We start from the raw sequence: 26063 nt of genomic DNA, 5'->3' as shown, positions 1-26063 counted from the left end.
GCTGGCCGCTGTATGAATCACGCCTGAAGGGAAAGCTGCACGTTATCAGCAAGCGTTACACTCAGCGCATTGAGCGACATAATCTGAATCTGAGACAACATCTGGCAAGGCTGGGACGGAAGTCACTGTCGTTCTCAAAATCGGTGGAGCTGCATGACAAGGTCATCGGGCATTATCTGAACATAAAACACTATCAGTAAGTTGGAGTCATTACCCGTTTTTCAGCGGATGGTAGAAAAATATTTGTCATGGCGAAGAACGGGTTGATCCAAATGGACAGGACGCGCTCGCTTGATCCGCAGGCAATTATTCGTCATCCCCAATATGGCAATGTGGCTTGTATCCCTGAACCGTAAGAAAAAGGGGCATGATAACCATGCCCCAAAGCTCAATGAGAAAGTACGTTTTGCTCATGCAGGATACATCAGGCACATCAACGTTTACGTGCTCGCAGACTCATCAACACAGCGGCAAAACCAAACAGTGCCGTCAGCACCCACAGTGGCCAGTTGCCGGTACGTGCATACGGTGTGAGTCCGGTGGTCGGTGTCACATTAGTGGTTAACACCTCGCGGGTGAACTGCGGGATCATCGCCTGAATCTCACCCTGCGGGCCAATCACCGCCGTAATGCCGTTGTTGGTGCTGCGCAACAGTGGGCGCGCCAGCTCCAGCGCACGCATTCGCGCCATCTGGAAGTGTTGCCATGGACCAATAGATTTACCAAACCACGCATCGTTGGAGATAGTCAGCAGATAGTCGGTATCCGGGCGGAAGTTATCGCGCACTTGCTCGCCGAGAATGATCTCGTAGCAAATAGCCGCAGTAAGCTCAATACCATTTACTGACAGCGGCGGCTGGATATATGGCCCACGGCTGAACGACGACATCGGCAGATCAAAGAACGGTGCTAACGGACGCAGAATCGACTCCAGCGGGACAAACTCGCCAAACGGCACCAGATGGTTTTTGTTATAGCGATCGGCTGATTCGTAGCTGTACGGTGCACCTTTACCCAGTGTGATGATGGTGTTGTAGGTATCGTAGCGGTTCTGCTTATTGAGACGCGCGTCGACAATCCCGGTTACCAGCGAGCTACCTTTATCGCGCAACTCACCGTCCAGTGCTTTGAGGAACGGTTGCTGATTAATTTCCAGATCGGTTATCGCCGACTCCGGCCAGATAATCAACGATGATTTGCCCATCAGCGGAGCCGTTGCGTTGTAGTAAATCTTCAGCGTATTAAGAAGCTGATCTCCATCCCATTTCAGTGATTGCGGAATATCGCCCTGAACCATCGAAACCTGAATGGTTTTCTCCGGTTGCGGGGTAAACCATTGGATGTAACGCAGCGGGAAGGGTAGGGCAAACAGCACGACGGCCACCACCAGCGGACGCCAGTTGCGTTTGACCAACGCCAGTGCCAGCAGGCCACTAACCATCATCAGCAGGAAGTTAATGGCTTCCACGCCCATTATCGGTGCCAGCCCTTTTAACGGGCCATCAATCTGGCTATAGCCGAACTGTAACCACGGGAAGCCTGTCAGTACCCAACCGCGCAGAAACTCGGTCACTTGCCAGAGAGCAGGGGCGGCAATCGCCACGCGCAGCCAGGTGGTTTTCGGCCACAGACGCGACAGCACGCCAGCAAACAGTCCGGTATACAGCGACAAATACGCCGCCAGCAGCACCACCAGGAAGATGTTAACCGGGCCAGGCATTCCGCCAAAGGTCGCGATGCTGACATAGACCCAGTTAATACCGCTGCCAAAGAGGCCAAATCCCCAGCAAAAGCCAATAGCGGCAGACTGGAGTGGACGGCGGTTAAAGGTCAACGCCTGAAGCCCCATCAACGAAATAATCGCCGCAGGCCAGACGTCGTAAGGAGAGAAGGCCAGCGTTCCGCAGGCACCGAATAATAACGCCAGCAGCAGGCGAATGCGCTGGCGTTCAATTAATGAGGCAAAAGCCATGTAGTTATCTATCCAGTTTCGGTTTTATTCATCCAGCTTCGGCTGGGGTGAGTCATCCGGGATTTTGACATGAACCTGAATAATACGTCGACTGTCGGCCATCGCCACTTTGAACTGGTAACCGTCGATGTCGATAGTTTCGCCACGCGCCGGAAGATGCCCAAACGCCTGCATCACCAGACCACCGATAGTGTCGACTTCTTCATCGCTAAAGTGGGTGCCGAACGCTTCGTTGAAGTCTTCAATGGAAGCCAGTGCGCGCACGGTCCAGGTATGACGACTCAGCTGACGGAAGTCGATATCATCTTCTTCGTCATATTCGTCTTCAATCTCACCAACAATCAGTTCCAGGATGTCTTCAATGGTCACCAGACCGGAAACCCCACCGAATTCGTCAATGACGATCGCCATGTGGTAACGCTGAGAGCGAAACTCTTTCAGCATCCGGTCTACGCGCTTACTTTCAGGAACGACAACCGCCTGACGTAACACTTTGTCCATGCTGAAGGCTTCAGCATCGCTGCGCATAAACGGCAGCAAGTCTTTCGCCATCAGAATCCCTTCAATGTGATCTTTGTCTTCGCTAATCACCGGGAAACGTGAGTGGGCGGACTCGATGATGACATCAAGGCATTCGTCCAGCGTCTGGTTGCGTTTCAGGGTAATCATCTGGGAGCGGGGGATCATGATGTCGCGAACGCGTTGGTCTGCGATGTCCATCACCCCTTCGAGCATATCGCGCGTATCTTCGTCGATAAGGTCGTTCTGCCCGGAATCACGGATCAGCGCCAGCAGTTCGTCACGGTTTTTCGGTTCACCGTGGAAAAGTTGGCTGAGTAACAGGGAGAAAAATCCCTTCTTGTTGCTTATCGTGTCACTACTGTGTGAATTGTCGTCGCTCATGGCGTCGTATGGGTTCTCATGTTAGTTAATCAAAACGCCGTCGTTAATCACCAACGGCGGGGACGTCTGCCAGTCAAATGCCTGGCAAATTATTCTTTCTCGGCAATGTACGGATCCTCATAGCCCAGAGCAAGCATAATCTCTGTTTCGAGGGCTTCCATTTCTTCTGCTTCGTCATCTTCGATGTGATCGTAACCTAACAAATGCAGACTGCCGTGCACCACCATATGCGCCCAGTGCGCCTCCAGTGGTTTGCCTTGCTCCTGAGCTTCCTTCTCAACCACCTGACGGCAGATAACCAGATCGCCCAGTAGCGACATTTCCATGCCAGGCGGCACTTCAAACGGGAAGGAGAGCACGTTGGTCGGCTTATCCTTACCGCGATAGGTCAGATTCAGACTGTGGCTTTCGGCGGTATCGACCACGCGAATAGTCACTTCCGATTCTTCCTGAAACTGCGGGATCACCGCATTCAGCCATGTTTGAAACTGGCTCTCTTCCGGTAACCCGGAATTATCTTCACATGCCAGTTGTAAATCGAGGATCACCTGACTCATTTTTGTTCCTGTTCTTCGCGCTTGCGTTCTGCCGCCAGCGCCGCTTTTCGTTTTTGTTCGGCTTCTTCCCAGGCTTCATAGGCGTTAACGATACGCGCCACCACAGGGTGACGAACCACGTCTTCGCTGTGGAAGAAGTTAAAGCTGATCTCTTCGACATCGGCCAGTACTTCGATGGCGTGACGTAAGCCTGATTTAGTATTACGCGGCAGGTCGATCTGTGTGACGTCGCCGGTGATAACCGCTTTTGAGTTAAAACCGATACGGGTCAGGAACATCTTCATCTGTTCGATGGTGGTGTTCTGGCTCTCATCGAGAATGATAAACGCGTCGTTCAGCGTACGACCACGCATATAGGCCAGCGGCGCGACTTCAATAACGTTGCGCTCAATCAGTTTCTCAACTTTCTCAAAGCCCAGCATTTCAAACAGCGCGTCGTACAGTGGGCGCAGATACGGGTCTACTTTCTGGCTTAAATCGCCAGGCAGGAAGCCCAGTTTCTCACCGGCTTCGACCGCCGGACGAGTCAGCAGAATACGGCGAATCTCCTGACGCTCCAGGGCATCAACTGCCGCAGCCACTGCCAGGTAGGTTTTACCCGTACCCGCCGGGCCAACGCCGAAGGTAATGTCATGGTCGAGAATATTGGCGATGTACTGCGCCTGGTTTGGCGTGCGCGGCTTAATTACGCCGCGTTTGGTTTTGATATTGACCGCTTTGCCGTACTCCGGCACGCTCTCCGCACTTTGCTCCAGTACTCGCGCTTCTTTAATCGTAAGGTGGATCTGTTCCGGTTCGATATCCTGAATCTGACCGCGCATCGGGGCTGTATCGACATACAGGCTACGCAGAATGTCTGCCGCAGCGGTGACGCAAATCGGACGGCCGGTCAGTTTAAAGTGGTTGTCGCGGCGATTGATCTCGATGCCGAGACGGCGTTCGAGCTGCTTGATGTTGTCATCAAACGGGCCGCACAGGCTCAACAGACGCGCGTTGTCTGCTGGCTCCAGGGTGATTTCGCGAGTGTCTATGTTCAAACCGTTCCTCTTATCTGTATGCCGCCGGAAGCTGAACATTCACCGGCCTATAAGGAAATTATTCACGCCACAGGAAAAAGGCGCAAGCATTGCGATAAAGATGGGGATAAAGAGAGAAAAAACAAGGCCCACCGGAACGGCGGGCCTGAGAATTACGGCTGATAATAACCCACGCCAAGGTCGTTTTCTTTGCGGGTACGGGCAATCACCGATTCCGGTGTTTCTGCCACGCGCAGGCCCATTTCATCTTCAGTACGCACCACTTTACCGCGCAGAGAGTTCGGGTAGACGTCGGTAATTTCTACATCGACGAATTTACCGATCATATCCGGTGTGCCCTCGAAGTTGACCACGCGGTTATTTTCGGTACGCCCGGAAAGCTCCATGATGCTCTTACGCGAAGTCCCTTCTACCAGAATACGCTGGGTGGTGCCGAGCATCCGGCGGCTCCATGCCATCGCTTGCTGATTGATACGTTCTTGCAGAATATACAGACGCTGCTTCTTCTCTTCTTCCGGAACATCATCAACCATATCGGCGGCTGGTGTACCCGGACGTGCAGAGAAGATAAAGCTGTAGCTCATGTCGAAATTGACGTCGGCAATCAGCTTCATCGTTTTCTCGAAGTCTTCGGTGGTTTCGCCAGGGAAGCCAACGATGAAATCAGAACTGATCTGAATATCTGGACGCGCCGCACGCAGTTTACGGATGATCGCTTTGTACTCCAGTGCCGTATGAGTACGGCCCATCAGGTTCAGAATGCGATCGGAACCGCTCTGTACCGGCAGATGCAGGAAGCTCACCAGCTCCGGCGTGTCGCGATACACTTCGATGATATCGTCGGTGAATTCGATCGGATGGCTGGTGGTAAAGCGAATACGATCGATCCCGTCGATCGCAGCAACCAGACGCAGCAGATCGGCAAACGATCCGGTGGAGCCGTCGTAGTTTTCACCACGCCAGGCGTTCACGTTCTGACCGAGCAGGTTGACTTCACGCACGCCCTGAGCCGCAAGCTGGGCAATCTCAAACAGAATATCGTCAGACGGACGGCTTACCTCTTCACCACGGGTGTAAGGCACCACGCAGTAGGTGCAATATTTATTGCAGCCTTCCATGATGGAGACAAACGCGGTCGGCCCTTCGGCGCGCGGTTCCGGTAGACGGTCAAACTTCTCGATTTCCGGGAAGCTGATATCTACAACCGGGCTGCGGTCGCCGCGCACGGAGTTGATCATCTCCGGCAGACGGTGCAGCGTTTGCGGCCCAAAAATAATATCGACATAGTGGGCGCGCTGGCGAATGTGCTCGCCTTCTTGCGATGCCACGCAGCCACCGACGCCGATAATCAGGTCTGGATTCTTCTCTTTTAACAGTTTCCAGCGACCCAACTGATGGAAGACTTTTTCCTGAGCCTTCTCGCGGATTGAGCAGGTGTTCAGCAGCAGCACATCCGCTTCTTCCGCCACGTCGGTCAGTTGATAGCCGTGGGTGGCATCCAGCAGATCGGCCATCTTCGATGAATCGTACTCGTTCATCTGACAGCCCCAGGTTTTAATATGGAGTTTTTTGGTCATCGACTTGCTCTTGCGAAATAGTAGCCAGGAATGCAGGGCGCATAGTGTAATGCTTTGCTGCCGTTGTGGCCAGTATGAGCGTTATCAGCCCTTGGGGGTAAAAATCCTGTAAACTTAAAGCATATTGCTAACAGGATGATTGACCATGACAAATCAACCAACGGAAATTGCCATTGTCGGCGGAGGAATGGTCGGCGGCGCGCTGGCGCTGGGGCTGGCACAGCACGGATTTTCGGTAACGGTGATCGAGCACGCAGAACCTGCACCGTTTGTCGCTGATAGCCAACCGGACGTGCGGATCTCGGCGATCAGCGCCGCATCGGTATCATTGCTTAAAGGGTTAGGGGTCTGGGATGCAGTACAGGCTATGCGTTGCCATCCTTACCGCAGACTGGAAACGTGGGAGTGGGAAACGGCGCATGTGGTGTTTGACGCCGCTGAACTTAAGCTACCGTTGCTTGGCTATATGGTGGAAAACACCGTACTGCAACAGGCGCTGTGGCAGGCGCTGGAAGCGCATCCGAAAGTAACGTTACGTGTGCCAGGCTCGCTGATTGCATTACATCGAGATAATGATCTTCAGGAGCTGGAACTGAAGGGCGGTGAAACGATCCGCGCGAAACTGGTGATTGGTGCCGACGGCGCAAATTCTCAGGTGCGGCAGATGGCGGGAATTGGCGTTCATGCCTGGCAGTATGCGCAGTCGTGCATGTTGATTAGCGTACAGTGTGAGAACGATCCCGGCGACAGCACCTGGCAGCAATTTACCCCGGACGGACCGCGTGCGTTTCTGCCGTTGTTTGATAACTGGGCATCGCTGGTGTGGTATGACTCTCCGGCGCGTATTCGCCAGTTGCAGAATATGAATATGGCGCAACTCCAGGCGGAAATCGCGAAGCATTTCCCGTCGCGTCTGGGTTACGTTACACCGCTTGCCGCTGGTGCGTTTCCGCTGACGCGCCGACATGCGTTGCAGTATGTGCAGCCGGGGCTTGCGCTGGTGGGCGATGCCGCGCATACCATCCATCCGCTGGCGGGGCAGGGGGTGAATCTTGGTTATCGTGATGTCGATGCCCTGATTGATGTTCTGGTGAATGCCCGCAGTTACGGTGAAGCGTGGGCCAGTTATCCTGTCCTCAAGCGTTACCAGATGCGGCGCATGGCGGATAACTTCATTATGCAAAGTGGTATGGATCTGTTTTATGCCGGATTCAGTAATAATCTGCCGCCGCTGCGTTTTGTGCGTAATCTCGGGTTAATGGCGGCAGAGCGTGCTGGCGTGTTGAAACGTCAGGCGCTGAAATATGCGTTAGGGTTGTAGCCTTACAACATTGCCGGATGCGTGCCAACCGTAGGTCGGATAAGACGCGGCAGCGTCGCATCCGACATTGAAGGATAAGACGTGTCAACATCGCATTCGACATTGAATGAACGCAGAAAAGCAAAAAGCTCGCCGAAGCGAGCTTTTTTAATGTGGCTGGGGTACGAGGATTCGAACCTCGGAATGCCGGAATCAGAATCCGGTGCCTTACCGCTTGGCGATACCCCAACAAATTGGTTTTTGAATTTGCCGAACGTATTCGACACATTCAGAATTTGGTGGCTACGACGGGATTCGAACCTGTGACCCCATCATTATGAGTGATGTGCTCTAACCAACTGAGCTACGTAGCCAGATTGTTTCTTCTATGGCTGGGGTACCTGGATTCGAACCAGGGAATGCCGGTATCAAAAACCGGTGCCTTACCGCTTGGCGATACCCCATCCGTACAACACTTTCTGGTGAATGGTGCGGGAGGCGAGACTTGAACTCGCACACCTTGCGGCGCCAGAACCTAAATCTGGTGCGTCTACCAATTTCGCCACTCCCGCCAAAAAGATGGTGGCTACGACGGGATTCGAACCTGTGACCCCATCATTATGAGTGATGTGCTCTAACCAACTGAGCTACGTAGCCATCTTTTTTTTCGCGATACCTTATCGGCGTTGCGGGGCGCATTATGCGTATAGAGCCTTGCAGCGTCAACCTCTTTTTCAAGGAAAATTGCTCGAAAGTGACTATTTGGTTAGGTTGCGAACAGCGTGGCGCTATATTCGTCAATTATTGTTTACTTTGTGTTTTTTCCCCACCCTACAGCCATTCTTTTGTCGTACAGGATGAAATTCGGAATTCAACAATAGTGGTGGGAAATTAATCTATGAAATACTGGCCTACAGTGATGAGTTGTCAAACAGTGATGTGGCAAACCCGGAACATTTCCTTACTGCATATCAGAATCAACAAGCACCTCAATAACTGAAACAGCCCCGGATTTCACCGGGGCTGTTTCGCATTTCTTACTTATATGCCGACTGGTGAACACCAACCGCACGACCAGATGGATCGTCCATTTTCTTGAACGCTTCATCCCATTCGATCGCTTTAGCGGAAGAACACGCGACGGAAGGACCGCCAGGCACGCACTCAGCGGCGCTCGGAAGCGGGAACAGTTCTTCAAAGATCTCCCGGTACAGATACGCTTCTTTTGAGGTTGGCGTGTTGTACGGGAAGCGGAAGCGGGCAGTTTCCAGTTGCTGATTAGAAACCTGCTGCGCCGCCACTTCTTTCAGGGTGTCGATCCAACTGTAACCGACGCCATCGGAGAACTGCTCTTTCTGCCGCCAGGCCACGCTTGCGGGCAGGTATGACTCAAAACATTCACGCAGGATGTGTTTTTCCATTTTGCCGTTACCGCACATTTTATCCTGCGGGTTAATGCGCATCGCCACATCAAGGAATTTTTTGTCGAGGAACGGAACGCGTGCTTCCACGCCCCAGGCTGACATCGCTTTGTTGGCGCGCGCGCAGTCATACATATGCAGGGCCAGCAGTTTACGCACCGTCTCTTCATGCAGTTCTTTAGCGTTGGGCGCTTTATGGAAGTAAAGATAACCGCCAAACACTTCATCAGAACCTTCACCGGACAGCACCATTTTAATGCCCATCGCCTTGATCTTACGCGACATTAAATACATCGGTGTTGAAGCGCGAATAGTGGTCACATCATAAGTTTCGATGTGGTAAATCACGTCGCGGATGGCATCCAGACCTTCCTGTACAGTGAAGTGAATTTCGTGATGCACCGTGCCCAGATGGTTTGCCACTTCCTGGGCTGCTTTAAGATCCGGTGAACCCGGCAGACCTACAGCAAAGGAGTGTAACTGCGGCCACCAGGCTTCAGAGCGTTCCTGATCTTCCACGCGACGGGCTGCGTATTTCTTGGTGATAGCGGAAATAATTGAGGAATCCAGACCACCAGAAAGCAGCACACCGTAAGGCACATCAGACATCAGATGGCTTTTAACGGAATCTTCCAGAGCCTGACGCAGCTCGTTTTTGTCGGTCACGTTATCTTTCACTGCATCAAAGTCGAACCAGTCGCGATGATAATAAGAACGGATTTCGCCGTCCTGGCTCCACAAATAGCTCCCCGCCGGGAACTCTTTAATCGTGCGGCAAACTGGCACCAGCGATTTCATTTCTGAGGCCACATACAGCTGACCGTGTTCGTCATAGCCCATATACAGTGGGATGATCCCCAGATGGTCGCGACCAATCAGGTAGGCATCTTTTTCGCTGTCGTACAGGGCAAAGGCAAACATGCCCTGCAAGTCGTCGAGAAATTCCGGCCCTTTTTCCTGATACAGCGCGAGGATCACTTCACAGTCAGACCCTGTCTGGAACTGATAACGATCGCCATATTCAGCGCGCAATGCCTGGTGGTTGTAGATTTCACCGTTTACCGCCAGTACGTGGGTTTTTTGTTGGTTGTAGAGAGGTTGCGCCCCCGCGTTAACGTCAACAATTGACAGACGTTCGTGAGCGAGAATGGCGTTATCGCTGGCATAAATACCGGACCAGTCCGGGCCACGATGACGCATCAGGCGTGACAGCTCGAGTGCTTTCTTACGCAGCTCAACTGCGTCTGTTTTGATATCGAATACGCCAAAAATTGAACACATAACCTTCTCCGTTAATCTGGTATTTGTTGCTTGTTGTGTTTGCTTGTTTAAAAAAATGCCGCAAAGCAGCACTGTGCGCAAGCGATTTGGCGGTGAAAAAATAAAAAACGTAATGGTGATTGTCGATTGGTGAAAAAAGGTCTGGTGTGAGGATATATTTATTGATGAATCGATAATTTTCAGCGGGTTTTATTGAATGTTTGTATTTTACGGGGGCCAAATTGCTGACAAAGTGCAATTTGTTCATGCCGGATGCGGCGTGAACGCCTTATCCGGCCTACAAAAGCATGAAAATTCAATATATTGCAGGAGCTGCGTAGGCCTGATAAGCGTAGCGCATCAGGCAGTTTGGCGTTTGTCATCAGAGCCAACCACGTCCGCAGACGTGGTTGCTATTCAGATAACGTCGATTTCAGCGACCGACGGGTAAATCCAGCTTGGGCGGAACGGCATACTGTCGATATCGTCGAGCGATGAAACACCAGAAAGCACCAGAATCGTTTCCAGACCTGCCTGGAAGCCCGCCAGAATATCGGTACGCAGGTTATCGCCGACAATCACCGTTTCTTCCGAATGCGCCTGCATTTTGTTTAATGCCGCGCGGATGATCCACGGACTCGGTTTACCAACATAGAACGGTTTACGCCCGGAGATTTTTTCGATGCCTGCACACAACGCGCCACACGCGGGATAAAAACCGCGCCCGTGGGTGTCCGGATTGGTGGCGATAAAACGTGCACCGTTAGCGACGAAATAGGCTGCTTTATGCATCATGTCCCAGTTGTAGGAACTCGTTTCGCCAACAATCACGAAATCAGGGTTCACATCGGTAATAGTGAAACCGGCTTTGTACAGTTCATGAATCAGTGCGCCTTCGCCCACCACATACGCTTTCTTGCCTTCCTGGCGACGCAGGAAATCGGCAGTCGCCATCGCAGAGGTATAAAACACGCTGTCAGGTACATCGACACCTGCGGTGGCAAAGCGGTTCGCCAGATCTTGCCCAGTCTGCGAAGGATAGTTGGTCAGCAACACCAGCGGCAGGCCTTTATCCATAATCCCGTGCAAAAATTCCGCTGCACCCGGTACGGCGACGTTATCGTGCATCAGCACGCCATCGATATCGCAAATTACATTTTTAATGGTCATGGACTACCCAGAATATTGACAACAATAAGCGCCACTATAAAAGCACATTAATTTTCCAGCAAATGCTGGAGCAAAATACCGTTGAGCATGGCGCGTTTTACCAGCGCAAAAGCGCCGATTGCCGAGCGGTGATCCAGCTCAGAACGTACCACCGGCAGATTAGTGCGAAACGCCTTCAGCGCCTGGGTATTAATGCAGCTTTCAATAGCAGGGAGCAGCACTTTATCGGCTTCGGTGATTTCACCGGCAATAACAATTTTTTGCGGATTAAATAAGTTGATAGCAATGGCGATGGTTTTACCCAGATGACGACCGACATACTCAATTACTTCCGACGCCAGACTATCGCCTTTGTTCGCGGCTTTGCAGATAGTTTTGATGGTGCAGTCGTCCAGCGGCACGCGGCTCTGGTAGCCCTGCTTTAACAGATTCAACACCCGTTGTTCAATGGCAGCGTTGGCGGCGATAGTTTCCAGGCAGCCAAAGTTGCCGCAGTGGCAGCGTTCACCCAGCGGTTCGACCTGAATATGGCCAATTTCACCGACGTTACCGTTGCGGCCAATAAAAATGCGCCCGTTAGAGATAATCCCGGCCCCGGTTCCGCGATGGACACGCACCAGAATGGAGTCTTCGCAATCCTGACTTGCACCGAAGTAGTGCTCCGCCAGCGCCAGACTACGGATATCGTGACCAACGAAACAGGTCACTTTAAAACGTTCTTCCAGAGCTTCTACCAGCCCCCAGTTTTCTACCTGAATATGCGGCATGTAATGAATTTTGCCGCTGTCCGGGTCAACAAGCCCTGGCAGGATCACCGAAATCGCGATCAGCTCGCGCAGTTTGCGCTGGTAGCTATCAATAAACTGAGCAATGGCATTCAACAGGGCATGTTCCAGCGTTTGCTGGGTACGTTCCGGCAGCGGGTAATGTTCTTCTGCCAGCACTTTGCTGCTGAGATCAAACAGGGTGATGGTGGCGTCGTGACGACCAAGCCGTACGCCGATTGCGTGGAAATTGCGGGTTTCGGTGACGATGGAGATAGCGCGGCGGCCCCCGGTGGAGGCCTGCTGATCAACTTCTTTGATCAGCCCGCGTTCGATAAGCTGACGCGTAATTTTGGTTACGCTGGCGGGGGCAAGCTGGCTTTGCTCGGCAATCTGAATCCGCGAGATTGGCCCGTACTGGTCAATCAGGCGATAAACCGCCGCGCTGTTAAGCTGTTTTACGAGATCAACATTACCTATCTGAGCTTGTCCGCCTGGTGTCATACTTTCTCTTATTGAGTTACGACCTCGTTACCGTTAACGATGGTCTTGGTGATTTTAAAATCAGGTGTGAATGCGGTCAGGTTGGCTACTTTACCTGCGGCGAGTGTGCCGAGACGTTTCTCAACGCCAATCGCACGCGCCGGATAGAGCGTCGCCATACGCAGCACTTCATCCAGTGCGATACCGCAATGTTCGACCAGATTACGCACGCCTTCAATCATGGTTAAGGATGAACCGCTTAACGTACCGTTCTCATCCACACAAAGTCCGTTACGGTAGTATATTGTTTTACCCGCAAAAATGAACTGTTCAATGTTGGCACCTGCTGGCGCGGTGGCGTCGGTAACCAGACACAGTTTGTCGCCTTTAAGGCGTTTAGCGTTACGAATGTTGGCGTAATCAACATGCAGGCCATCAGCGATAATACCGCAATAAATGTCAGCTTCGTCGAGGATCGCGCCCGCCAGGCCCGGTTCACGACCGGTAATATACGGCATCGCGTTGTACAGATGGGTGGCAAAGGTAATCCCCGCGCGGAAACCGGCTTTCGCTTCTTTCAACGTCGCGTTGGAGTGACCGGCAGAAACCACAATCCCGGCATTTGCCAGTTTGCTGATGACTTCCGCAGGAACCATTTCCGGTGCCAGGGTCACTTTGGTAATGACGTCGGCGTTTTCACACAGGAAATCGACCAGCGCGGCATCAGGCTTACGCACAAAATTCGGATTATGGGTGCCTTTTTTTACCAGATTCAGCCACGGACCTTCCAGATGCAGACCTAACGCCTGATTCGGATGTCTTGCCAGGTACTCGCGCATAACGCGCACGCCCTGTTTCATCAGCTCATCGCTGGTGGTGATAAGCGTCGGCAGATAGTTAGTACAGCCTGATTTCTCATTGGCTTTCTGCATGATTTCCAGCGTTTCCACGCTGACCGCTTCAGCGGTGTCGTTAAACTGTACGCCGCCGCAGCCGTTTAACTGCACATCGATAAAACCGGGGGAGAGAATGGCCCCGTTCAGTGAACGTTGTTCGATCTCTGGCGGCAGTTCCGCTACCGGACAGACGCTTTTAATCAGGCCATCAGCGATAACAACCGCGTGGTCATCAAGAAATTCGTGGCCGGTAAAGATCCGGCCCTGGGTTAATGCATACATTCTGACCCCCGATTTTAAAAAATATTGCCCTGAGCAAGGAGCCAGGGCAGGGATAACAATTACAGACCTTTGATATTTTCTGCTTCTAATTCATTGAAATATCTTAAAGTCTTAACTTTCAGCTCCATGGTGGAAGGTTCATCGCACACCATGATCGCTTTTGGATGCAGTTGCAGACAGCTGATGGTCCACATGTGGTTCACGCAACCTTCAACTGCAGCCTGCAGTGCCAGTGCTTTCTGGCTACCCAGCACCAGAATCATCACTTCTTCGGCATCCAGCAATGTACCAACACCGACAGTCAGGGCATATTTTGGCACCTGATTGACATCGTTATCAAAGAAACGAGAGTTCGCGACGCGAGTGTCATGAGTCAGGGTTTTGATACGAGTACGAGAAGCCAGAGAAGACGCCGGTTCGTTAAATGCAATATGGCCGTCGTTACCTACACCGCCCATAAACAGATGAATTTTTCCGTAAGAACGGATTTTTTCTTCATACTGGCGGCATTCGGCGTCGATATCCGGGGCGTTGCCGTTGAGAAGGTTGATGTTTTCTGCTGGAATATCAACGTGATCGAAGAAATTACGGTGCATAAAGCTGTAGTAGCTTTCCGGATGCTCTTTCGGCAGACCGACATATTCGTCCATGTTGAAGGTGACAACGTGCTTAAAGCTGACCTGGCCTGCTTTATGCATTTCGACTAACGCTTTATAGGTGGTCATCGGCGTGCCGCCAGTTGGCAGGCCCAGAACAAACGGACGATCGGCAGTCGGTTTGAACGCATTGATACGATTGACGATATGGCGAGCAGCCCATTTGCCGACCTGTTCAGCGGTAGTCAGGGGGATCAGTCTCATTATTCACCTCAATAAGTAAAATGTAAGCCGTTGGCGGATTAGGCATCTTTAAGCGTAACTTGGATTTGCGCAGACAGGCGTCAATCGACCTGATTTTTTGAATGATAAAATAAGTTTTCTGGTTTAGCCAGTAAAAGGGAGTGATGATAACGATATTTGGTGACAAAACTCACAAAAGACACGCGTTTAATTTGCGATACGAATTAAATTTTCACACACTCTGTAGCAGATGATCTAACAATCTGATTACAGAACATCGGCAGTACAATTTGCAGCAAAATAAAAATACGGCTTTAAACGAGCCAAATAGGGTTCTCGTAGGGGGAATAAGATGAATATTTTAGGTTTTTTCCAGCGACTCGGTAGGGCGTTACAGCTCCCTATCGCGGTGCTGCCGGTGGCGGCACTGTTGCTGCGATTCGGTCAGCCAGATTTACTTAACGTTGCGTTTATTGCCCAGGCGGGCGGTGCGATTTTTGATAACCTCGCATTAATCTTCGCCATCGGTGTGGCATCCAGCTGGTCGAAAGACAGCGCAGGTGCGGCGGCGCTGGCGGGTGCGGTAGGTTACTTTGTGTTAACCAAAGCGATGGTGACCATCAACCCAGAAATAAACATGGGTGTACTGGCGGGTATCATTACCGGTCTGGTTGGTGGCGCAGCCTATAACCGTTGGTCCGATATTAAACTGCCGGACTTCCTGAGCTTCTTCGGCGGCAAACGCTTTGTGCCGATTGCCACCGGCTTCTTCTGCCTGGTGCTGGCGGCCATTTTTGGTTACGTCTGGCCGCCGGTACAGCACGCTATCCATGCAGGAGGCGAGTGGATCGTTTCTGCGGGCGCGCTGGGTTCCGGTATCTTTGGTTTCATCAACCGTCTGCTGATCCCAACCGGTCTGCATCAGGTGCTGAACACCATCGCCTGGTTCCAGATTGGTGAATTCACCAACGCGGCGGGTACGGTTTTCCACGGTGATATCAACCGCTTCTATGCCGGTGACGGCACCGCGGGGATGTTCATGTCCGGCTTCTTCCCGATTATGATGTTCGGTCTGCCGGGTGCGGCGCTGGCGATGTACTTCGCAGCACCGAAAGAGCGTCGTCCGATGGTTGGCGGGATGCTGCTTTCTGTTGCTGTTACTGCGTTCCTGACCGGTGTGACTGAGCCGCTGGAATTCCTGTTCATGTTCCTTGCACCGCTGCTGTACCTCCTGCACGCACTGCTGACCGGTATCAGCCTGTTTGTGGCAACACTGCTGGGTATCCATGCTGGCTTCTCTTTCTCTGCGGGGGCTATCGACTACGCGTTGATGTATAACCTGCCGGCCGCCAGCCAGAACGTCTGGATGCTGCTGGTGATGGGTGTTGTCTTCTTCGCTATCTACTTCGTGGTGTTCAGTTTGGTTATCCGCATGTTCAACCTGAAAACGCCGGGTCGTGAAGATAAAGAAGATGAGATCGTTACTGAAGAAGCCAACAGCAACACTGAAGAAGGCCTCAATCAACTGGCGACCAACTATATTGCTGCGGTTGGCGGCACTGACAACCTGAAAGCAATTGACGCCTGTATCACCCGTCTGCGCCTGACCGTGGCTGACTCTGCCCGCGTCAACGATACGATGTGTAAACGTCTGGGTGCTTCTGGTGTAGTGAAACTGAACAAACAGACTATTCAGGTGATTGTTGGCGCGAAAGCAGAATCCATCGGCGATGCGATGAAGAAAGTCGTTGCCCGTGGTCCGGTAGCCGCTGCGTCAGCTGAAGCAACTCCGTCAACTGCCGCGCCTGTAGCAAAACCGCAGGCTGTACCAAACGCGGTATCTATCGCGGAGCTGGTATCGCCGATTACCGGTGATGTCGTGGCACTGGATCAGGTTCCTGACGAAGCATTCGCCAGCAAAGCGGTGGGTGACGGTGTGGCGGTGAAACCGACAGATAAAATCGTCGTATCACCAGCCGCAGGGACAATCGTGAAAATCTTCAACACCAACCACGCGTTCTGCCTGGAAACCGAAAAAGGCGCGGAGATCGTCGTCCATATGGGTATCGACACCGTAGCGCTGGAAGGTAAAGGCTTTAAACGTCTGGTGGAAGAGGGTGCGCAGGTAAGCGCAGGGCAACCGATTCTGGAAATGGATCTGGATTACCTGAACGCTAACGCCCGCTCGATGATTAGCCCGGTGGTTTGCAGCAATATCGACGATTTCAGTGGCTTGATCATTAAAGCTCAGGGCCATGTTGTGGCGGGTCAAACACCGCTGTATGAAATCAAAAAGTAATCTGCTTTATGCCTGATGCGACGCTTGAGCGTCGCATCCAACAATGACAAGCGGTGGAGATCTTCTCTGCCGCTTTTTTTTTCATCAATCATCCCCATAATCCTTGTTAGATTATCAATTTTAAAAAACTAACAGTTGTCAGCCTGTTCCGCTTATAAGATCATACGCCGTTATACGTTGTTTACGCTTTGAGGAATCCACGATGAGTGAGGCAGAAGCCCGCCCGACTAACTTTATCCGTCAGATCATCGATGAAGATCTGGCCAGTGGTAAGCACACCACAGTACACACCCGTTTCCCGCCGGAGCCGAATGGCTATCTGCATATTGGCCATGCGAAATCTATCTGCCTGAACTTCGGGATCGCCCAGGACTATAAAGGCCAGTGCAACCTGCGTTTCGACGACACTAACCCGGTAAAAGAAGATATCGAGTATGTTGAGTCGATCAAAAACGACGTAGAGTGGTTAGGTTTTCACTGGTCTGGTAACGTCCGTTACTCCTCCGATTATTTTGATCAGCTCCACGCCTATGCGATCGAACTGATCAATAAAGGCCTGGCGTACGTTGATGAACTGACGCCGGAACAGATCCGCGAATACCGCGGCACCCTGACGCAACCGGGTAAAAACAGCCCGTACCGCGACCGCAGCGTTGAAGAGAACCTGGCGCTGTTCGAAAAAATGCGTGCCGGTGGTTTTGAAGAAGGTAAAGCCTGCCTGCGTGCGAAAATCGACATGGCTTCACCGTTTATCGTGATGCGCGATCCGGTGCTGTACCGCATTAAATTTGCTGAACACCACCAGACTGGCAACAAGTGGTGCATCTACCCGATGTACGACTTCACCCACTGCATCAGCGATGCCCTGGAAGGTATTACGCACTCTCTGTGTACGCTTGAGTTCCAGGACAACCGTCGCCTGTACGACTGGGTGCTGGACAACATCACCATTCCTGTTCACCCGCGCCAGTACGAATTCTCGCGCCTGAATCTGGAATACACTGTGATGTCCAAGCGTAAGCTGAACCTGCTGGTGACCGACAAGCACGTTGAAGGCTGGGATGACCCGCGTATGCCGACCATTTCCGGTCTGCGTCGTCGTGGTTACACTGCTGCTTCTATTCGTGAGTTCTGCAAACGCATCGGCGTGACCAGGCAGGACAACACCATTGAGATGGCGTCGCTGGAATCCTGCATCCGTGAAGATCTCAACGAAAACGCCCCGCGCGCAATGGCGGTTATCGATCCGGTGAAACTGGTTATCGAAAACTATCAGGGCGAAGGCGAAATGGTTACCATGCCGAACCATCCGAACAAACCGGAAATGGGTAGCCGCCAGGTGCCGTTTAGCAGTGAGATTTGGATCGATCGCGCCGATTTCCGCGAAGAAGCTAACAAGCAGTACAAACGTCTGGTGCTGGGTAAAGAAGTGCGTCTGCGTAATGCTTACGTCATTAAGGCAGAACGCGTGGAGAAAGATGCCGAAGGCAATATCACCACCATCTTCTGTACTTATGACGCCGACACCTTAAGCAAAGATCCGGCAGATGGTCGTAAAGTCAAAGGTGTTATTCACTGGGTGAGCGCGGCACATGCGCTGCCGGTTGAAATCCGTCTGTACGACCGTCTGTTCAGCGTGCCTAACCCAGGTGCTGCGGATGATTTCCTGTCGGTGATTAACCCGGAATCGCTGGTGATCAAACAGGGCTTTGCTGAACCGTCGCTGAAAGATGCGGTTGCGGGTAAAGCATTCCAGTTTGAGCGTGAAGGTTACTTCTGCCTCGACAGCCGCCATTCCACAGCGGAAAAACCGGTATTTAACCGCACCGTTGGGCTGCGTGATACCTGGGCGAAAGTAGGCGAGTAATTTTAAGTTCTACCAGGCCGGGTGAGGCATTTACGTCGCATCCGGCAAGAAATAGCAAACAATCCCAAACGCCGCACTCTGCGGCGTTTTTTCTGCTTTTCTTCGCGAATTAATTCCGCTTCGCAATTTATCCATAAAATAAATTTAAAATCACAAACCATAATTAAATAAAATGTAACCGCTTTCATCTTGCTGGAAATTTACGCTTTTATTCTTCTGCAAGCCTTTCAACCGCAAACTTAAGCCTTGTAACAAAAATCATCAAAATATGTGCGGTTGCTCATGTTCTTACATTCTGGTTACAGAAAGAGATTGATAATTCGCGTCGCGAAAAATAGTCTATTCCTGTAGTCAGCGAGACTTTTCTCAATGCTACTTTTTTAATTTTTATTTTTTTCGCTGTTCACCTTTGGTGCAGCAATTTATACGTCAAAGAGGATTAACCCATGCGTACGTTTAGTGGCAAACGTAGTACGCTGGCGCTGGCTATCGCCGGTGTTACAGCAATGTCGGGCTTTATGGCAATGCCGGAGGCTCGCGCCGAAGGATTCATCGACGATTCAACCTTAACCGGCGGTATATATTACTGGCAGCGTGAACGCGACCGTAAAGATGTTACCGACGGCGACAAATACAAAACCAACCTTTCTCACTCCACCTGGAATGCCAACCTCGATTTTCAGTCCGGTTATGCTGCTGATATGTTCGGCCTTGATATTGCTGTGTTTACGGCGATTGAAATGGCGGAAAACGGCGACAGCTCCCACCCGAACGAAATCGCGTTTTCAAAAAGTAATAAAGCCTATGACGAAGACTGGTCCGGCGACAAAAGCGGTATAAGCCTGTATAAAGCTGCGGCCAAATTTAAATACGGTCCGGTTTGGGCGAGGGCAGGTTACATTCAGCCAACTGGTCAAACGCTGTTAGCGCCGCACTGGAGCTTTATGCCAGGTACTTATCAGGGGGCGGAAGCCGGGGCGAATTTTGATTACGGCGATGCTGGTGCGTTGAGTTTCTCCTACATGTGGACCAACGAATACAAAGCGCCGTGGCATCTGGAAATGGATGAGTTTTATCAGAACGATAAAACCACCAAAGTTGATTATCTGCACTCCCTTGGGGCGAAATACGACTTCAAAAATAACTTCGTACTGGAAGCGGCATTTGGTCAGGCGGAAGGGTATATCGATCAATATTTTGCCAAAGCCAGCTACAAATTTGATATCGCCGGTAGCCCGTTAACCACCAGCTACCAGTTCTATGGTACGCGCGATAAAGTTGACGATCGCAGCGTCAACGACCTTTATGACGGCACCGCCTGGCTGCAAGCGTTGACCTTTGGTTACCGGGCGGCTGACGTAGTGGATTTGCGCCTCGAAGGCACCTGGGTTAAGGCTGACGGTCAGCAGGGATACTTCCTGCAACGTATGACTCCAGCCTACGCTTCCTCCAACGGCCGCCTGGATATCTGGTGGGATAACCGTTCCGACTTCAACGCTAACGGCGAAAAAGCGGTCTTCTTCGGTGCGATGTATGACCTGAAAAACTGGAATCTTCCAGGCTTCGCCATCGGCGCTTCCTACGTTTACGCATGGGATGCTAAACCTGCGACCTGGCAGAGCAATCCGGATGCGTACTACGACAAAAACCGGACTATTGAAGAGTCTGCATACAGCCTGGATGCGGTCTACACCATTCAGGACGGTCGCGCCAAAGGCACGATGTTCAAACTGCACTTCACCGAATACGACAACCACTCCGACATCCCAAGCTGGGGCGGTGGTTACGGCAACATCTTCCAGGATGAGCGTGACGTGAAATTTATGGTAATCGCACCATTCACCATCTTCTGATGCCCGACGCGGCAGGTTTTGTGCCTGCCGCACGTTTGAGGAATTTGCTATGAAAAAACTGATTCTCATCGCCATAATGGCATCGGGGCTGGTAGCTTGTGCGCAATCAACCGCGCCACAGGAAGACAGTCGTCTGAAAGAGGCATACAGCGCCTGTATCAACACCGCACAAGGTTCGCCAGAAAAAATTGAAGCCTGCCAGAGCGTGTTAAACGTGCTGAAGAAAGAGAAACAACATCAGCATTTTGCCGACCAGGAAAGTGTCCGCGTACTGGATTATCAGCAGTGTCTGCGTGCAACGCAAACCGGAAATGATCAGGCGGTGAAAGCCGATTGTGATAAAGTTTGGCAGGAAATTCGCAGTAATAACAAATAAGTGAGAGCTGTAACTCTCGCTTTTCTTATTTCCCTTGCATAAAAAAGCCAACCCGCAGGTTGGCTTTTTCTCATTCAGGCTGGCTTATTTGCCTTCGTGCGCATGTTCATCTTCGCGGCAATCGCCTTCGGCACAGTGACCGTAAAGATAGAGACTGTGGTTAGTCAGGCGAATGCCATGTTTTGCGGCAATTTCACGCTGACGCGCTTCGATGGAATCATCACTAAATTCGATAACCTTGCCGCAGTCGAGGCAGATCAGGTGATCGTGGTGATGTTGCTGTGTCAGTTCAAATACGGATTTACCGCCTTCAAAATTGTGGCGGGTGACGATACCAGCGTCGTCAAACTGGTTCAGTACGCGATATACCGTAGCCAGACCAATTTCTTCACCCATATCGATCAGACGTTTGTATAAATCTTCCGCACTGACGTGATGGTTGTCCGGCTCCTGAAGAACTTCCAGGATTTTTAAACGAGGAAGCGTTACTTTCAGGCCAGCTTTCTTTAGGGCGGTATTGTTATCAGTCATGCGGAATCTGTCCTGTTACTAAGCGGTTCACTTCATTAGAAGAAGTGACAGAATTTGCTCTTGAGATAATGCGTATCATTATAGAATTGCCACGCCTAAATGAAAACCACAAGTCCCTGGCAAATATTGTTAATAAAAACGTGGCACAGCTTACATTTACAACGGCAAGGCCACTTGAACACCGGGACATTGTACAGGTACAACAGCAAAAGTTACAAATTTGTAGCAATTATTTTGATTGGCATTATCTATTAATACGGCGTAGACATGAGTCTACGCCGCATCACATCAGGCATTGAGAATTTCGTCGAGATGCAACTCTTCAGAAATCTGTTTAACCCATTTTTCTACACGTTCAGCGGTCAGTTCCGGCTGACGGTCTTCGTCGATAGCCAGACCGACAAAGTGGTCGTCATCAGCCAGACCTTTTGATGCTTCGAAATGATAGCCCGCAGTTGGCCAGTGACCAACGATCGTTGCACCGCGCGGTTCAATGATGTCGCGGATGGTGCCCAATGCGTCGCAGAAATATTCGGCGTAATCTTCCTGGTCACCACAACCAAACAGCGCAACCAGTTTGCCGTTGAAATCAATCTCTTCGAGAGTCGGGAAGAAGTCATCCCAGTCACACTGCGCTTCGCCATAATACCAGGTTGGGATGCCCAGCAGCAGAATGTCATAAGCTTCCAGATCTTCTTTGCTGCTTTTTGCAATGTCATGGACATCGGCAACGTCTTTACCAAGCTGTTTTTGAATCATTTTTGCGATATTTTCGGTATTACCGGTGTCGCTGCCGAAAAAGATGCCAGTGATAGCCATGAGTGAAATAACCTCTTGAAACTTATTGAAATGGGGGTGGAAAATTGCCCACGGATAAAGGCAATCATAGCAGAACAGGCAGTCTTTCGGAATCAGCAAACGAGCAGGACTGCACACTGTGCTACATGAAAGTGGAAATTTAAACGATGCCCTGACTACGCAGCGCCGCCAGTTGCTGCATTAACATCTCTTCGATCAGTTCGCTACGGCTCATATTGCGCGACTCCGCCAGCTCGTTCAGCGCCTCGACAGCTTCCGCGTTCAGCTTCAGTTCGACACGCTTAAGGCCACGTACTTTGTCGCGTTTTAGCTGGTTGCGTTTATTAATACGCAGCTGTTCATCGCGCGAAAGCGGATTAGTTTTCGGTCGTCCCGGTCGACGCTCGTGCGCGAACAGATCTAATGTCGTACGGTCCGTTTGTTCTTTGGCCATGATCTTGGTGACTTCGGGGGAAACAATCAGCCAGGCCTCTGCCCGGATGGATAGCGCGCCATAATACATCAGCGCGATGAGTCACGCCAACGCCCACGCGCGGAAAGCGACGCGGACGCTGGGTTTTTAATCAGTTGCGTTAATCATTGAGATAGCGACGGATAGCGCGTAATACCGCATCCGGTTTTTCAGCATGGACCCAGTGACCCGCGCCTGCAATCACATGCGCCCGTGCCTGTGGAAATTGTGCCAGTAAATCATCACGGTACTGCTCGCTAACATACGGAGAATTGCCGCTAGGGATAAACAGGGCAGGGTGATCCCATGCCGGGATTTTCTCCCAACCCACAATATGCGGATACTGATCCCACAATACCGGCACGTTAAAGCGCCACTCCCCGTCAACAAAAGATTTCAACAGAAACTGAATCACCCCTTCTTCATTAAGATGCTGGCGCATTATTGCTGCTGCTTGCTGGCGAGTTTGTGCGTCCGATTCACTGACCGCGTTGATAGCCGCGAAAATCTCATCATGACGGCGTACGTGATAGTCGACCGGTGCGATATCGATCGCCACCAGTTTATCGATGCGATCGCGGGCCAGTGCCGTAAGTGCCATTACCGCTTTACCGCCCATGGAGTGACCGATAAATGTTGCTTTGTCGATCTGCTGTGCATCCAGAGTATCAACAAGATCCTGCGCCATCGCCGGGTAATTCATTACCGGATCTCTCGGTGAAAGACCGTGGTTACGCATATCAACCTGGATGATATTGTGATCGTTTACCAGATCGCGAGCCAGTACGCCAAGGTTGTCGAGGCTACCAAACAGACCATGGACAAGAACGATGGGAGAATTATTGTGCTGGTTTTGTGCAGTTTGCGCGCGGATATTCAATTTCATGGCAAAGTTCTTTTTTTCGCGTTGTCGGGTTAGGGTATTATGTTGACCATTGTGCCACAGGGCTGCAACAAATAAGGTTTATTCCGAGTTTTTCTGCAAGCCAGGCTTGACGCTATCCGCTGCCGGGATTTATTCATATACTCTTGGCGACTTGTATTCAGCTAAGACACTGCACTGGATTAAGATGAAAACGATTGAAGTTGATGATGAACTCTACAGCTATATTGCCAGCCACACTAAGCATATCGGCGAGAGCGCATCCGACATTTTACGGCGTATGTTGAAATTTTCCGCCGCATCACAGCCTGCTGCTCCGGTGACGAAAGAGGTTCGCGTTGCGTCACCTGCTATCGCCGAAGCGAAGCCGGTCAAAACGATTAAAGACAAGGTTCGCGCAATGCGTGAACTTCTGCTTTCTGACGAATACGCAGAGCAAAAGCGAGCGGTCAATCGCTTTATGCTGCTGTTGTCTACACTATATTCTCTTGACGCCCAGGCGTTTGCCGAAGCAACGGAATCGTTGCACGGTCGTACACGCGTTTACTTTGCGGCAGATGAACAAACGCTGCTGAAAAATGGTAATCAGACCAAGCCGAAACATGTGCCAGGCACGCCGTATTGGGTGATCACCAACACCAACACCGGCCGTAAATGCAGCATGATCGAACACATCATGCAGTCGATGCAATTCCCGGCGGAATTGATTGAGAAGGTTTGCGGAACTATCTAAAACGTTGCAGACAAAGGACAAAGCAATGGCAATCCACAATCGTGCAGGCCAACCTGCACAACAGAGTGATTTGATTAACGTCGCCCAACTGACGGCGCAATATTATGTACTGAAACCAGAAGCAGGGAATGCGGAGCACGCGGTGAAATTCGGTACTTCCGGTCACCGTGGCAGTGCAGCGCGCCACAGCTTTAACGAGCCGCACATTCTGGCGATCGCTCAGGCAATTGCTGAAGAACGTGCGAAAAACGGCATCACTGGCCCTTGCTATGTGGGTAAAGATACTCACGCCCTGTCCGAGCCTGCGTTCATTTCCGTACTGGAAGTGCTGGCAGCGAACGGCGTTGATGTCATTGTGCAGGAAAACAATGGCTTCACTCCAACGCCTGCCGTTTCCAATGCCATCCTGGTTCACAATAAAAAAGGTGGTCCGCTGGCAGACGGTATCGTGATTACACCGTCCCATAACCCGCCGGAAGATGGTGGTATCAAGTACAATCCGCCAAATGGTGGCCCGGCTGATACCAACGTCACCAAAGTGGTGGAAGACAGGGCCAACGCACTGCTGGCCGATGGCCTGAAAGGCGTGAAGCGTATCTCCCTCGACGAAGCGATGGCATCCGGTCATGTGAAAGAGCAGGATCTGGTGCAGCCGTTTGTGGAAGGTCTGGCCGATATCGTTGATATGGCGGCGATTCAGAAAGCGGGCCTGACGCTGGGCGTTGATCCGCTGGGCGGTTCCGGTATCGAATACTGGAAGCGTATTGGCGAGTATTACAACCTCAACCTGACCATCGTTAACGATCAGGTCGATCAAACCTTCCGCTTTATGCACCTTGATAAAGACGGCGCGATCCGTATGGACTGCTCCTCCGAGTGTGCGATGGCGGGCCTGCTGGCACTGCGTGATAAGTTCGATCTGGCGTTTGCTAACGACCCGGATTATGACCGTCACGGTATCGTCACTCCGGCAGGTTTGATGAATCCGAACCACTACCTGGCGGTGGCGATCAACTACCTGTTCCAGCATCGTCCGCAGTGGGGCAAAGATGTTGCTGTCGGTAAAACGCTGGTTTCTTCTGCGATGATCGACCGTGTGGTCAATGACTTGGGCCGCAAGCTGGTAGAAGTCCCGGTAGGTTTCAAATGGTTTGTTGATGGTCTGTTCGACGGCAGCTTCGGCTTTGGCGGCGAAGAGAGCGCAGGGGCTTCCTTCCTGCGTTTCGACGGCACGCCGTGGTCCACCGACAAAGACGGCATCATCATGTGTCTGCTGGCGGCGGAAATCACCGCTGTCACCGGTAAGAACCCGCAGGAACACTACAACGAACTGGCAAAACGCTTTGGTGCGCCGAGCTACAACCGTTTGCAGGCAGCTGCGACTTCCGCACAAAAAGCGGCGCTGTCTAAGCTGTCTCCGGAAATGGTGAGCGCCAGCACCCTGGCAGGCGACCCGATCACCGCGCGCCTGACGGCGGCACCGGGCAATGGTGCTTCTATCGGCGGTCTGAAAGTGATGACTGACAACGGCTGGTTCGCCGCGCGTCCGTCAGGCACGGAAGACGCATATAAGATCTACTGCGAAAGCTTCCTCGGTGAAGAACATCGCAAGCAGATTGAGAAAGAAGCGGTTGAGATTGTTAGCGAAGTTCTGAAAAACGCGTAAACACATTAAATAAGAAAAAGGGCGGTCGGAAGATCGCCCTTTTTTACGTATGACAAACACAGAATTGCCTGATGCGCTACGCTTATCAGGCCTACGAGGATGGTGCAATATATTGAATTTACGA

The 26063-nt window shown here is 51.6% G+C and carries 24 protein-coding genes and 5 tRNA genes; 8 read left to right on the top strand and 21 right to left on the bottom strand.

Annotated elements, in window-relative coordinates; genetic code table 11:
- On the top strand, positions 1–200 hold a 200-nt coding region (locus BHE85_RS04755; protein ID WP_000327172.1), incomplete at its 5' end, for an IS1 family transposase.
- A gap of 233 nt (positions 201–433) precedes the next feature.
- Here the strand turns inward: BHE85_RS04755 and lnt are convergent.
- The 5 genes from lnt to miaB form a co-directional block, all read right to left on the bottom strand.
- On the bottom strand, positions 434–1972 hold the full coding sequence (gene lnt, locus BHE85_RS04745; protein WP_000853030.1) for an apolipoprotein N-acyltransferase: 1539 nt from the start codon (positions 1970–1972) through the stop codon (positions 434–436).
- Positions 1973–1996: 24 nt separating this feature from the next.
- Positions 1997–2875: a CNNM family magnesium/cobalt transport protein CorC gene (gene corC, locus BHE85_RS04740; RefSeq protein WP_001278605.1), complete on the bottom strand. Its 879-nt coding sequence runs from the start codon at positions 2873–2875 to the stop codon at positions 1997–1999.
- A gap of 89 nt (positions 2876–2964) precedes the next feature.
- Positions 2965–3432, bottom strand: a complete 468-nt coding sequence (ybeY, locus tag BHE85_RS04735) for an rRNA maturation RNase YbeY (protein WP_000084469.1) — start codon at positions 3430–3432, stop codon at positions 2965–2967.
- A complete protein-coding gene (locus BHE85_RS04730) occupies positions 3429–4469 on the bottom strand; it encodes a PhoH family protein (RefSeq protein WP_004981284.1) in 1041 nt (346 codons plus the stop codon). The genes ybeY and BHE85_RS04730 overlap by 4 nt, the downstream gene beginning before the upstream one ends.
- 152 nt (positions 4470–4621) lie before the next feature.
- Positions 4622–6046, bottom strand: a complete 1425-nt coding sequence (gene miaB, locus BHE85_RS04725) for a tRNA (N6-isopentenyl adenosine(37)-C2)-methylthiotransferase MiaB (protein ID WP_000162733.1) — start codon at positions 6044–6046, stop codon at positions 4622–4624.
- A 145-nt stretch (positions 6047–6191) separates the two neighbouring features.
- Between miaB and ubiF the strand changes: the two genes are divergently transcribed.
- Positions 6192–7367 (top strand): 3-demethoxyubiquinol 3-hydroxylase, encoded by a 1176-nt coding sequence (gene ubiF / locus BHE85_RS04720; RefSeq protein WP_000184583.1) that lies wholly within the window; start codon positions 6192–6194, stop codon positions 7365–7367.
- Between the two features lie 153 nt (positions 7368–7520).
- Here the strand turns inward: ubiF and BHE85_RS04715 are convergent.
- From BHE85_RS04715 to nagB, 10 genes are all read right to left on the bottom strand, one after another.
- A tRNA-Gln gene (locus BHE85_RS04715) sits at positions 7521–7595 on the bottom strand.
- A gap of 48 nt (positions 7596–7643) precedes the next feature.
- Positions 7644–7720: transfer RNA gene (locus BHE85_RS04710), tRNA-Met, on the bottom strand.
- Between the two features lie 15 nt (positions 7721–7735).
- Positions 7736–7810: transfer RNA gene (locus BHE85_RS04705), tRNA-Gln, on the bottom strand.
- A gap of 23 nt (positions 7811–7833) precedes the next feature.
- Positions 7834–7918 (bottom strand) — tRNA-Leu (locus tag BHE85_RS04700).
- Positions 7919–7926: 8 nt separating this feature from the next.
- Positions 7927–8003: transfer RNA gene (locus BHE85_RS04695), tRNA-Met, on the bottom strand.
- A gap of 380 nt (positions 8004–8383) precedes the next feature.
- On the bottom strand, positions 8384–10048 hold the full coding sequence (asnB, locus tag BHE85_RS04690; RefSeq protein ID WP_000337089.1) for an asparagine synthase B: 1665 nt from the start codon (positions 10046–10048) through the stop codon (positions 8384–8386).
- Positions 10049–10444: 396 nt separating this feature from the next.
- A complete protein-coding gene (gene nagD, locus BHE85_RS04685; RefSeq protein ID WP_000153135.1) occupies positions 10445–11197 on the bottom strand; it encodes a ribonucleotide monophosphatase NagD in 753 nt (250 codons plus the stop codon).
- Positions 11198–11244: 47 nt separating this feature from the next.
- Entirely contained in the window at positions 11245–12465 is a 1221-nt protein-coding gene (gene nagC / locus BHE85_RS04680) for a DNA-binding transcriptional regulator NagC (RefSeq protein ID WP_000187594.1), read from the bottom strand.
- 8 nt (positions 12466–12473) lie between these two features.
- Complete coding sequence (nagA, locus tag BHE85_RS04675) at positions 12474–13622, bottom strand: N-acetylglucosamine-6-phosphate deacetylase (protein ID WP_000271168.1); 1149 nt, start codon at positions 13620–13622, stop codon at positions 12474–12476.
- 59 nt (positions 13623–13681) lie between these two features.
- A complete protein-coding gene (gene nagB / locus BHE85_RS04670; protein WP_001237072.1) occupies positions 13682–14482 on the bottom strand; it encodes a glucosamine-6-phosphate deaminase in 801 nt (266 codons plus the stop codon).
- 331 nt (positions 14483–14813) lie between these two features.
- Here nagB and nagE point away from each other — a divergent pair, with 331 nt between their 5' ends.
- Positions 14814–16760, top strand: coding sequence for a PTS N-acetyl glucosamine transporter subunit IIABC (gene nagE, locus BHE85_RS04665; protein ID WP_001023109.1), 1947 nt, complete (start codon positions 14814–14816; stop codon positions 16758–16760).
- Here nagE and BHE85_RS28020 read toward each other — a convergent pair.
- Complete coding sequence (locus tag BHE85_RS28020; protein ID WP_001297734.1) at positions 16730–16852, bottom strand: hypothetical protein; 123 nt, start codon at positions 16850–16852, stop codon at positions 16730–16732. The two genes, nagE and BHE85_RS28020, sit on opposite strands and share 31 nt — an antisense overlap.
- Before the next feature lie 110 nt (positions 16853–16962).
- On the opposite strand from BHE85_RS28020, the gene glnS reads away from it, so the two are divergent.
- From glnS to BHE85_RS04650, 3 genes are all read left to right on the top strand, one after another.
- Positions 16963–18627 (top strand): glutamine--tRNA ligase, encoded by a 1665-nt coding sequence (gene glnS, locus BHE85_RS04660; RefSeq protein WP_001287158.1) that lies wholly within the window; start codon positions 16963–16965, stop codon positions 18625–18627.
- A gap of 446 nt (positions 18628–19073) precedes the next feature.
- Complete coding sequence (chiP, locus tag BHE85_RS04655) at positions 19074–20480, top strand: chitoporin ChiP (protein WP_001258853.1); 1407 nt, start codon at positions 19074–19076, stop codon at positions 20478–20480.
- A 49-nt stretch (positions 20481–20529) separates the two neighbouring features.
- A complete protein-coding gene (locus BHE85_RS04650; RefSeq protein ID WP_000733572.1) occupies positions 20530–20856 on the top strand; it encodes a ChiQ/YbfN family lipoprotein in 327 nt (108 codons plus the stop codon).
- Positions 20857–20940: 84 nt separating this feature from the next.
- Here BHE85_RS04650 and fur read toward each other — a convergent pair whose 3' ends face one another.
- From fur to ybfF, 5 genes are all read right to left on the bottom strand, one after another.
- Positions 20941–21387 (bottom strand): ferric iron uptake transcriptional regulator, encoded by a 447-nt coding sequence (gene fur / locus BHE85_RS04645; RefSeq protein WP_000131702.1) that lies wholly within the window; start codon positions 21385–21387, stop codon positions 20941–20943.
- Complete coding sequence (gene uof, locus BHE85_RS04640) at positions 21380–21466, bottom strand: fur leader peptide (protein ID WP_001406816.1); 87 nt, start codon at positions 21464–21466, stop codon at positions 21380–21382. The genes fur and uof overlap by 8 nt, the downstream gene beginning before the upstream one ends.
- A 209-nt stretch (positions 21467–21675) precedes the next feature.
- Entirely contained in the window at positions 21676–22206 is a 531-nt protein-coding gene (gene fldA, locus BHE85_RS04635; RefSeq protein ID WP_001018618.1) for a flavodoxin FldA, read from the bottom strand.
- A gap of 139 nt (positions 22207–22345) precedes the next feature.
- Positions 22346–22639 carry a LexA regulated protein gene (gene ybfE / locus BHE85_RS04630; protein WP_001300829.1) on the bottom strand — a complete coding sequence of 98 codons (294 nt, stop codon included), beginning with the start codon at positions 22637–22639 and terminating at the stop codon, positions 22346–22348.
- 139 nt (positions 22640–22778) lie between these two features.
- Positions 22779–23543 carry an esterase gene (gene ybfF / locus BHE85_RS04625; RefSeq protein WP_000773287.1) on the bottom strand — a complete coding sequence of 255 codons (765 nt, stop codon included), beginning with the start codon at positions 23541–23543 and terminating at the stop codon, positions 22779–22781.
- A 184-nt stretch (positions 23544–23727) separates the two neighbouring features.
- Between ybfF and seqA the strand changes: the two genes are divergently transcribed.
- Together seqA and pgm are read left to right on the top strand one after the other, a co-directional pair.
- Positions 23728–24273 (top strand): replication initiation negative regulator SeqA, encoded by a 546-nt coding sequence (seqA, locus tag BHE85_RS04620; RefSeq protein WP_004981377.1) that lies wholly within the window; start codon positions 23728–23730, stop codon positions 24271–24273.
- Between the two features lie 25 nt (positions 24274–24298).
- Positions 24299–25939 carry a phosphoglucomutase (alpha-D-glucose-1,6-bisphosphate-dependent) gene (gene pgm / locus BHE85_RS04615; RefSeq protein WP_001297249.1) on the top strand — a complete coding sequence of 547 codons (1641 nt, stop codon included), beginning with the start codon at positions 24299–24301 and terminating at the stop codon, positions 25937–25939.
- Positions 25940–26063: the final 124 nt, after the last annotated feature.

Source organism: Shigella sp. FC1567 (genome assembly GCF_001743015.1).
GTDB classification, from domain to species: Bacteria; Pseudomonadota; Gammaproteobacteria; order Enterobacterales; family Enterobacteriaceae; genus Escherichia; species Escherichia coli.
This window is presented reverse-complemented; position numbering and strand designations above follow the sequence as displayed.

Coding starts and splice junctions, on each gene's coding strand:
- uof (WP_001406816.1), bottom strand. CDS start 21,466: ATGATACGCATTATCTCAAGAGCAAATTCTGTCACTTCTTCTAATGAA.
- nagE (WP_001023109.1), top strand. CDS start 14,814: ATGAATATTTTAGGTTTTTTCCAGCGACTCGGTAGGGCGTTACAGCTC.
- miaB (WP_000162733.1), bottom strand. CDS start 6,046: ATGACCAAAAAACTCCATATTAAAACCTGGGGCTGTCAGATGAACGAG.
- nagA (WP_000271168.1), bottom strand. CDS start 13,622: ATGTATGCATTAACCCAGGGCCGGATCTTTACCGGCCACGAATTTCTT.
- fldA (WP_001018618.1), bottom strand. CDS start 22,206: ATGGCTATCACTGGCATCTTTTTCGGCAGCGACACCGGTAATACCGAA.
- ybfF (WP_000773287.1), bottom strand. CDS start 23,543: ATGAAATTGAATATCCGCGCGCAAACTGCACAAAACCAGCACAATAAT.
- pgm (WP_001297249.1), top strand. CDS start 24,299: ATGGCAATCCACAATCGTGCAGGCCAACCTGCACAACAGAGTGATTTG.
- asnB (WP_000337089.1), bottom strand. CDS start 10,048: ATGTGTTCAATTTTTGGCGTATTCGATATCAAAACAGACGCAGTTGAG.
- ubiF (WP_000184583.1), top strand. CDS start 6,192: ATGACAAATCAACCAACGGAAATTGCCATTGTCGGCGGAGGAATGGTC.
- ybeY (WP_000084469.1), bottom strand. CDS start 3,432: ATGAGTCAGGTGATCCTCGATTTACAACTGGCATGTGAAGATAATTCC.
- chiP (WP_001258853.1), top strand. CDS start 19,074: ATGCGTACGTTTAGTGGCAAACGTAGTACGCTGGCGCTGGCTATCGCC.
- nagD (WP_000153135.1), bottom strand. CDS start 11,197: ATGACCATTAAAAATGTAATTTGCGATATCGATGGCGTGCTGATGCAC.
- ybfE (WP_001300829.1), bottom strand. CDS start 22,639: ATGGCCAAAGAACAAACGGACCGTACGACATTAGATCTGTTCGCGCAC.
- BHE85_RS28020 (WP_001297734.1), bottom strand. CDS start 16,852: ATGATTGATGAAAAAAAAAGCGGCAGAGAAGATCTCCACCGCTTGTCA.
- glnS (WP_001287158.1), top strand. CDS start 16,963: ATGAGTGAGGCAGAAGCCCGCCCGACTAACTTTATCCGTCAGATCATC.
- nagC (WP_000187594.1), bottom strand. CDS start 12,465: ATGACACCAGGCGGACAAGCTCAGATAGGTAATGTTGATCTCGTAAAA.
- nagB (WP_001237072.1), bottom strand. CDS start 14,482: ATGAGACTGATCCCCCTGACTACCGCTGAACAGGTCGGCAAATGGGCT.
- BHE85_RS04650 (WP_000733572.1), top strand. CDS start 20,530: ATGAAAAAACTGATTCTCATCGCCATAATGGCATCGGGGCTGGTAGCT.
- seqA (WP_004981377.1), top strand. CDS start 23,728: ATGAAAACGATTGAAGTTGATGATGAACTCTACAGCTATATTGCCAGC.
- corC (WP_001278605.1), bottom strand. CDS start 2,875: ATGAGCGACGACAATTCACACAGTAGTGACACGATAAGCAACAAGAAG.
- fur (WP_000131702.1), bottom strand. CDS start 21,387: ATGACTGATAACAATACCGCCCTAAAGAAAGCTGGCCTGAAAGTAACG.
- lnt (WP_000853030.1), bottom strand. CDS start 1,972: ATGGCTTTTGCCTCATTAATTGAACGCCAGCGCATTCGCCTGCTGCTG.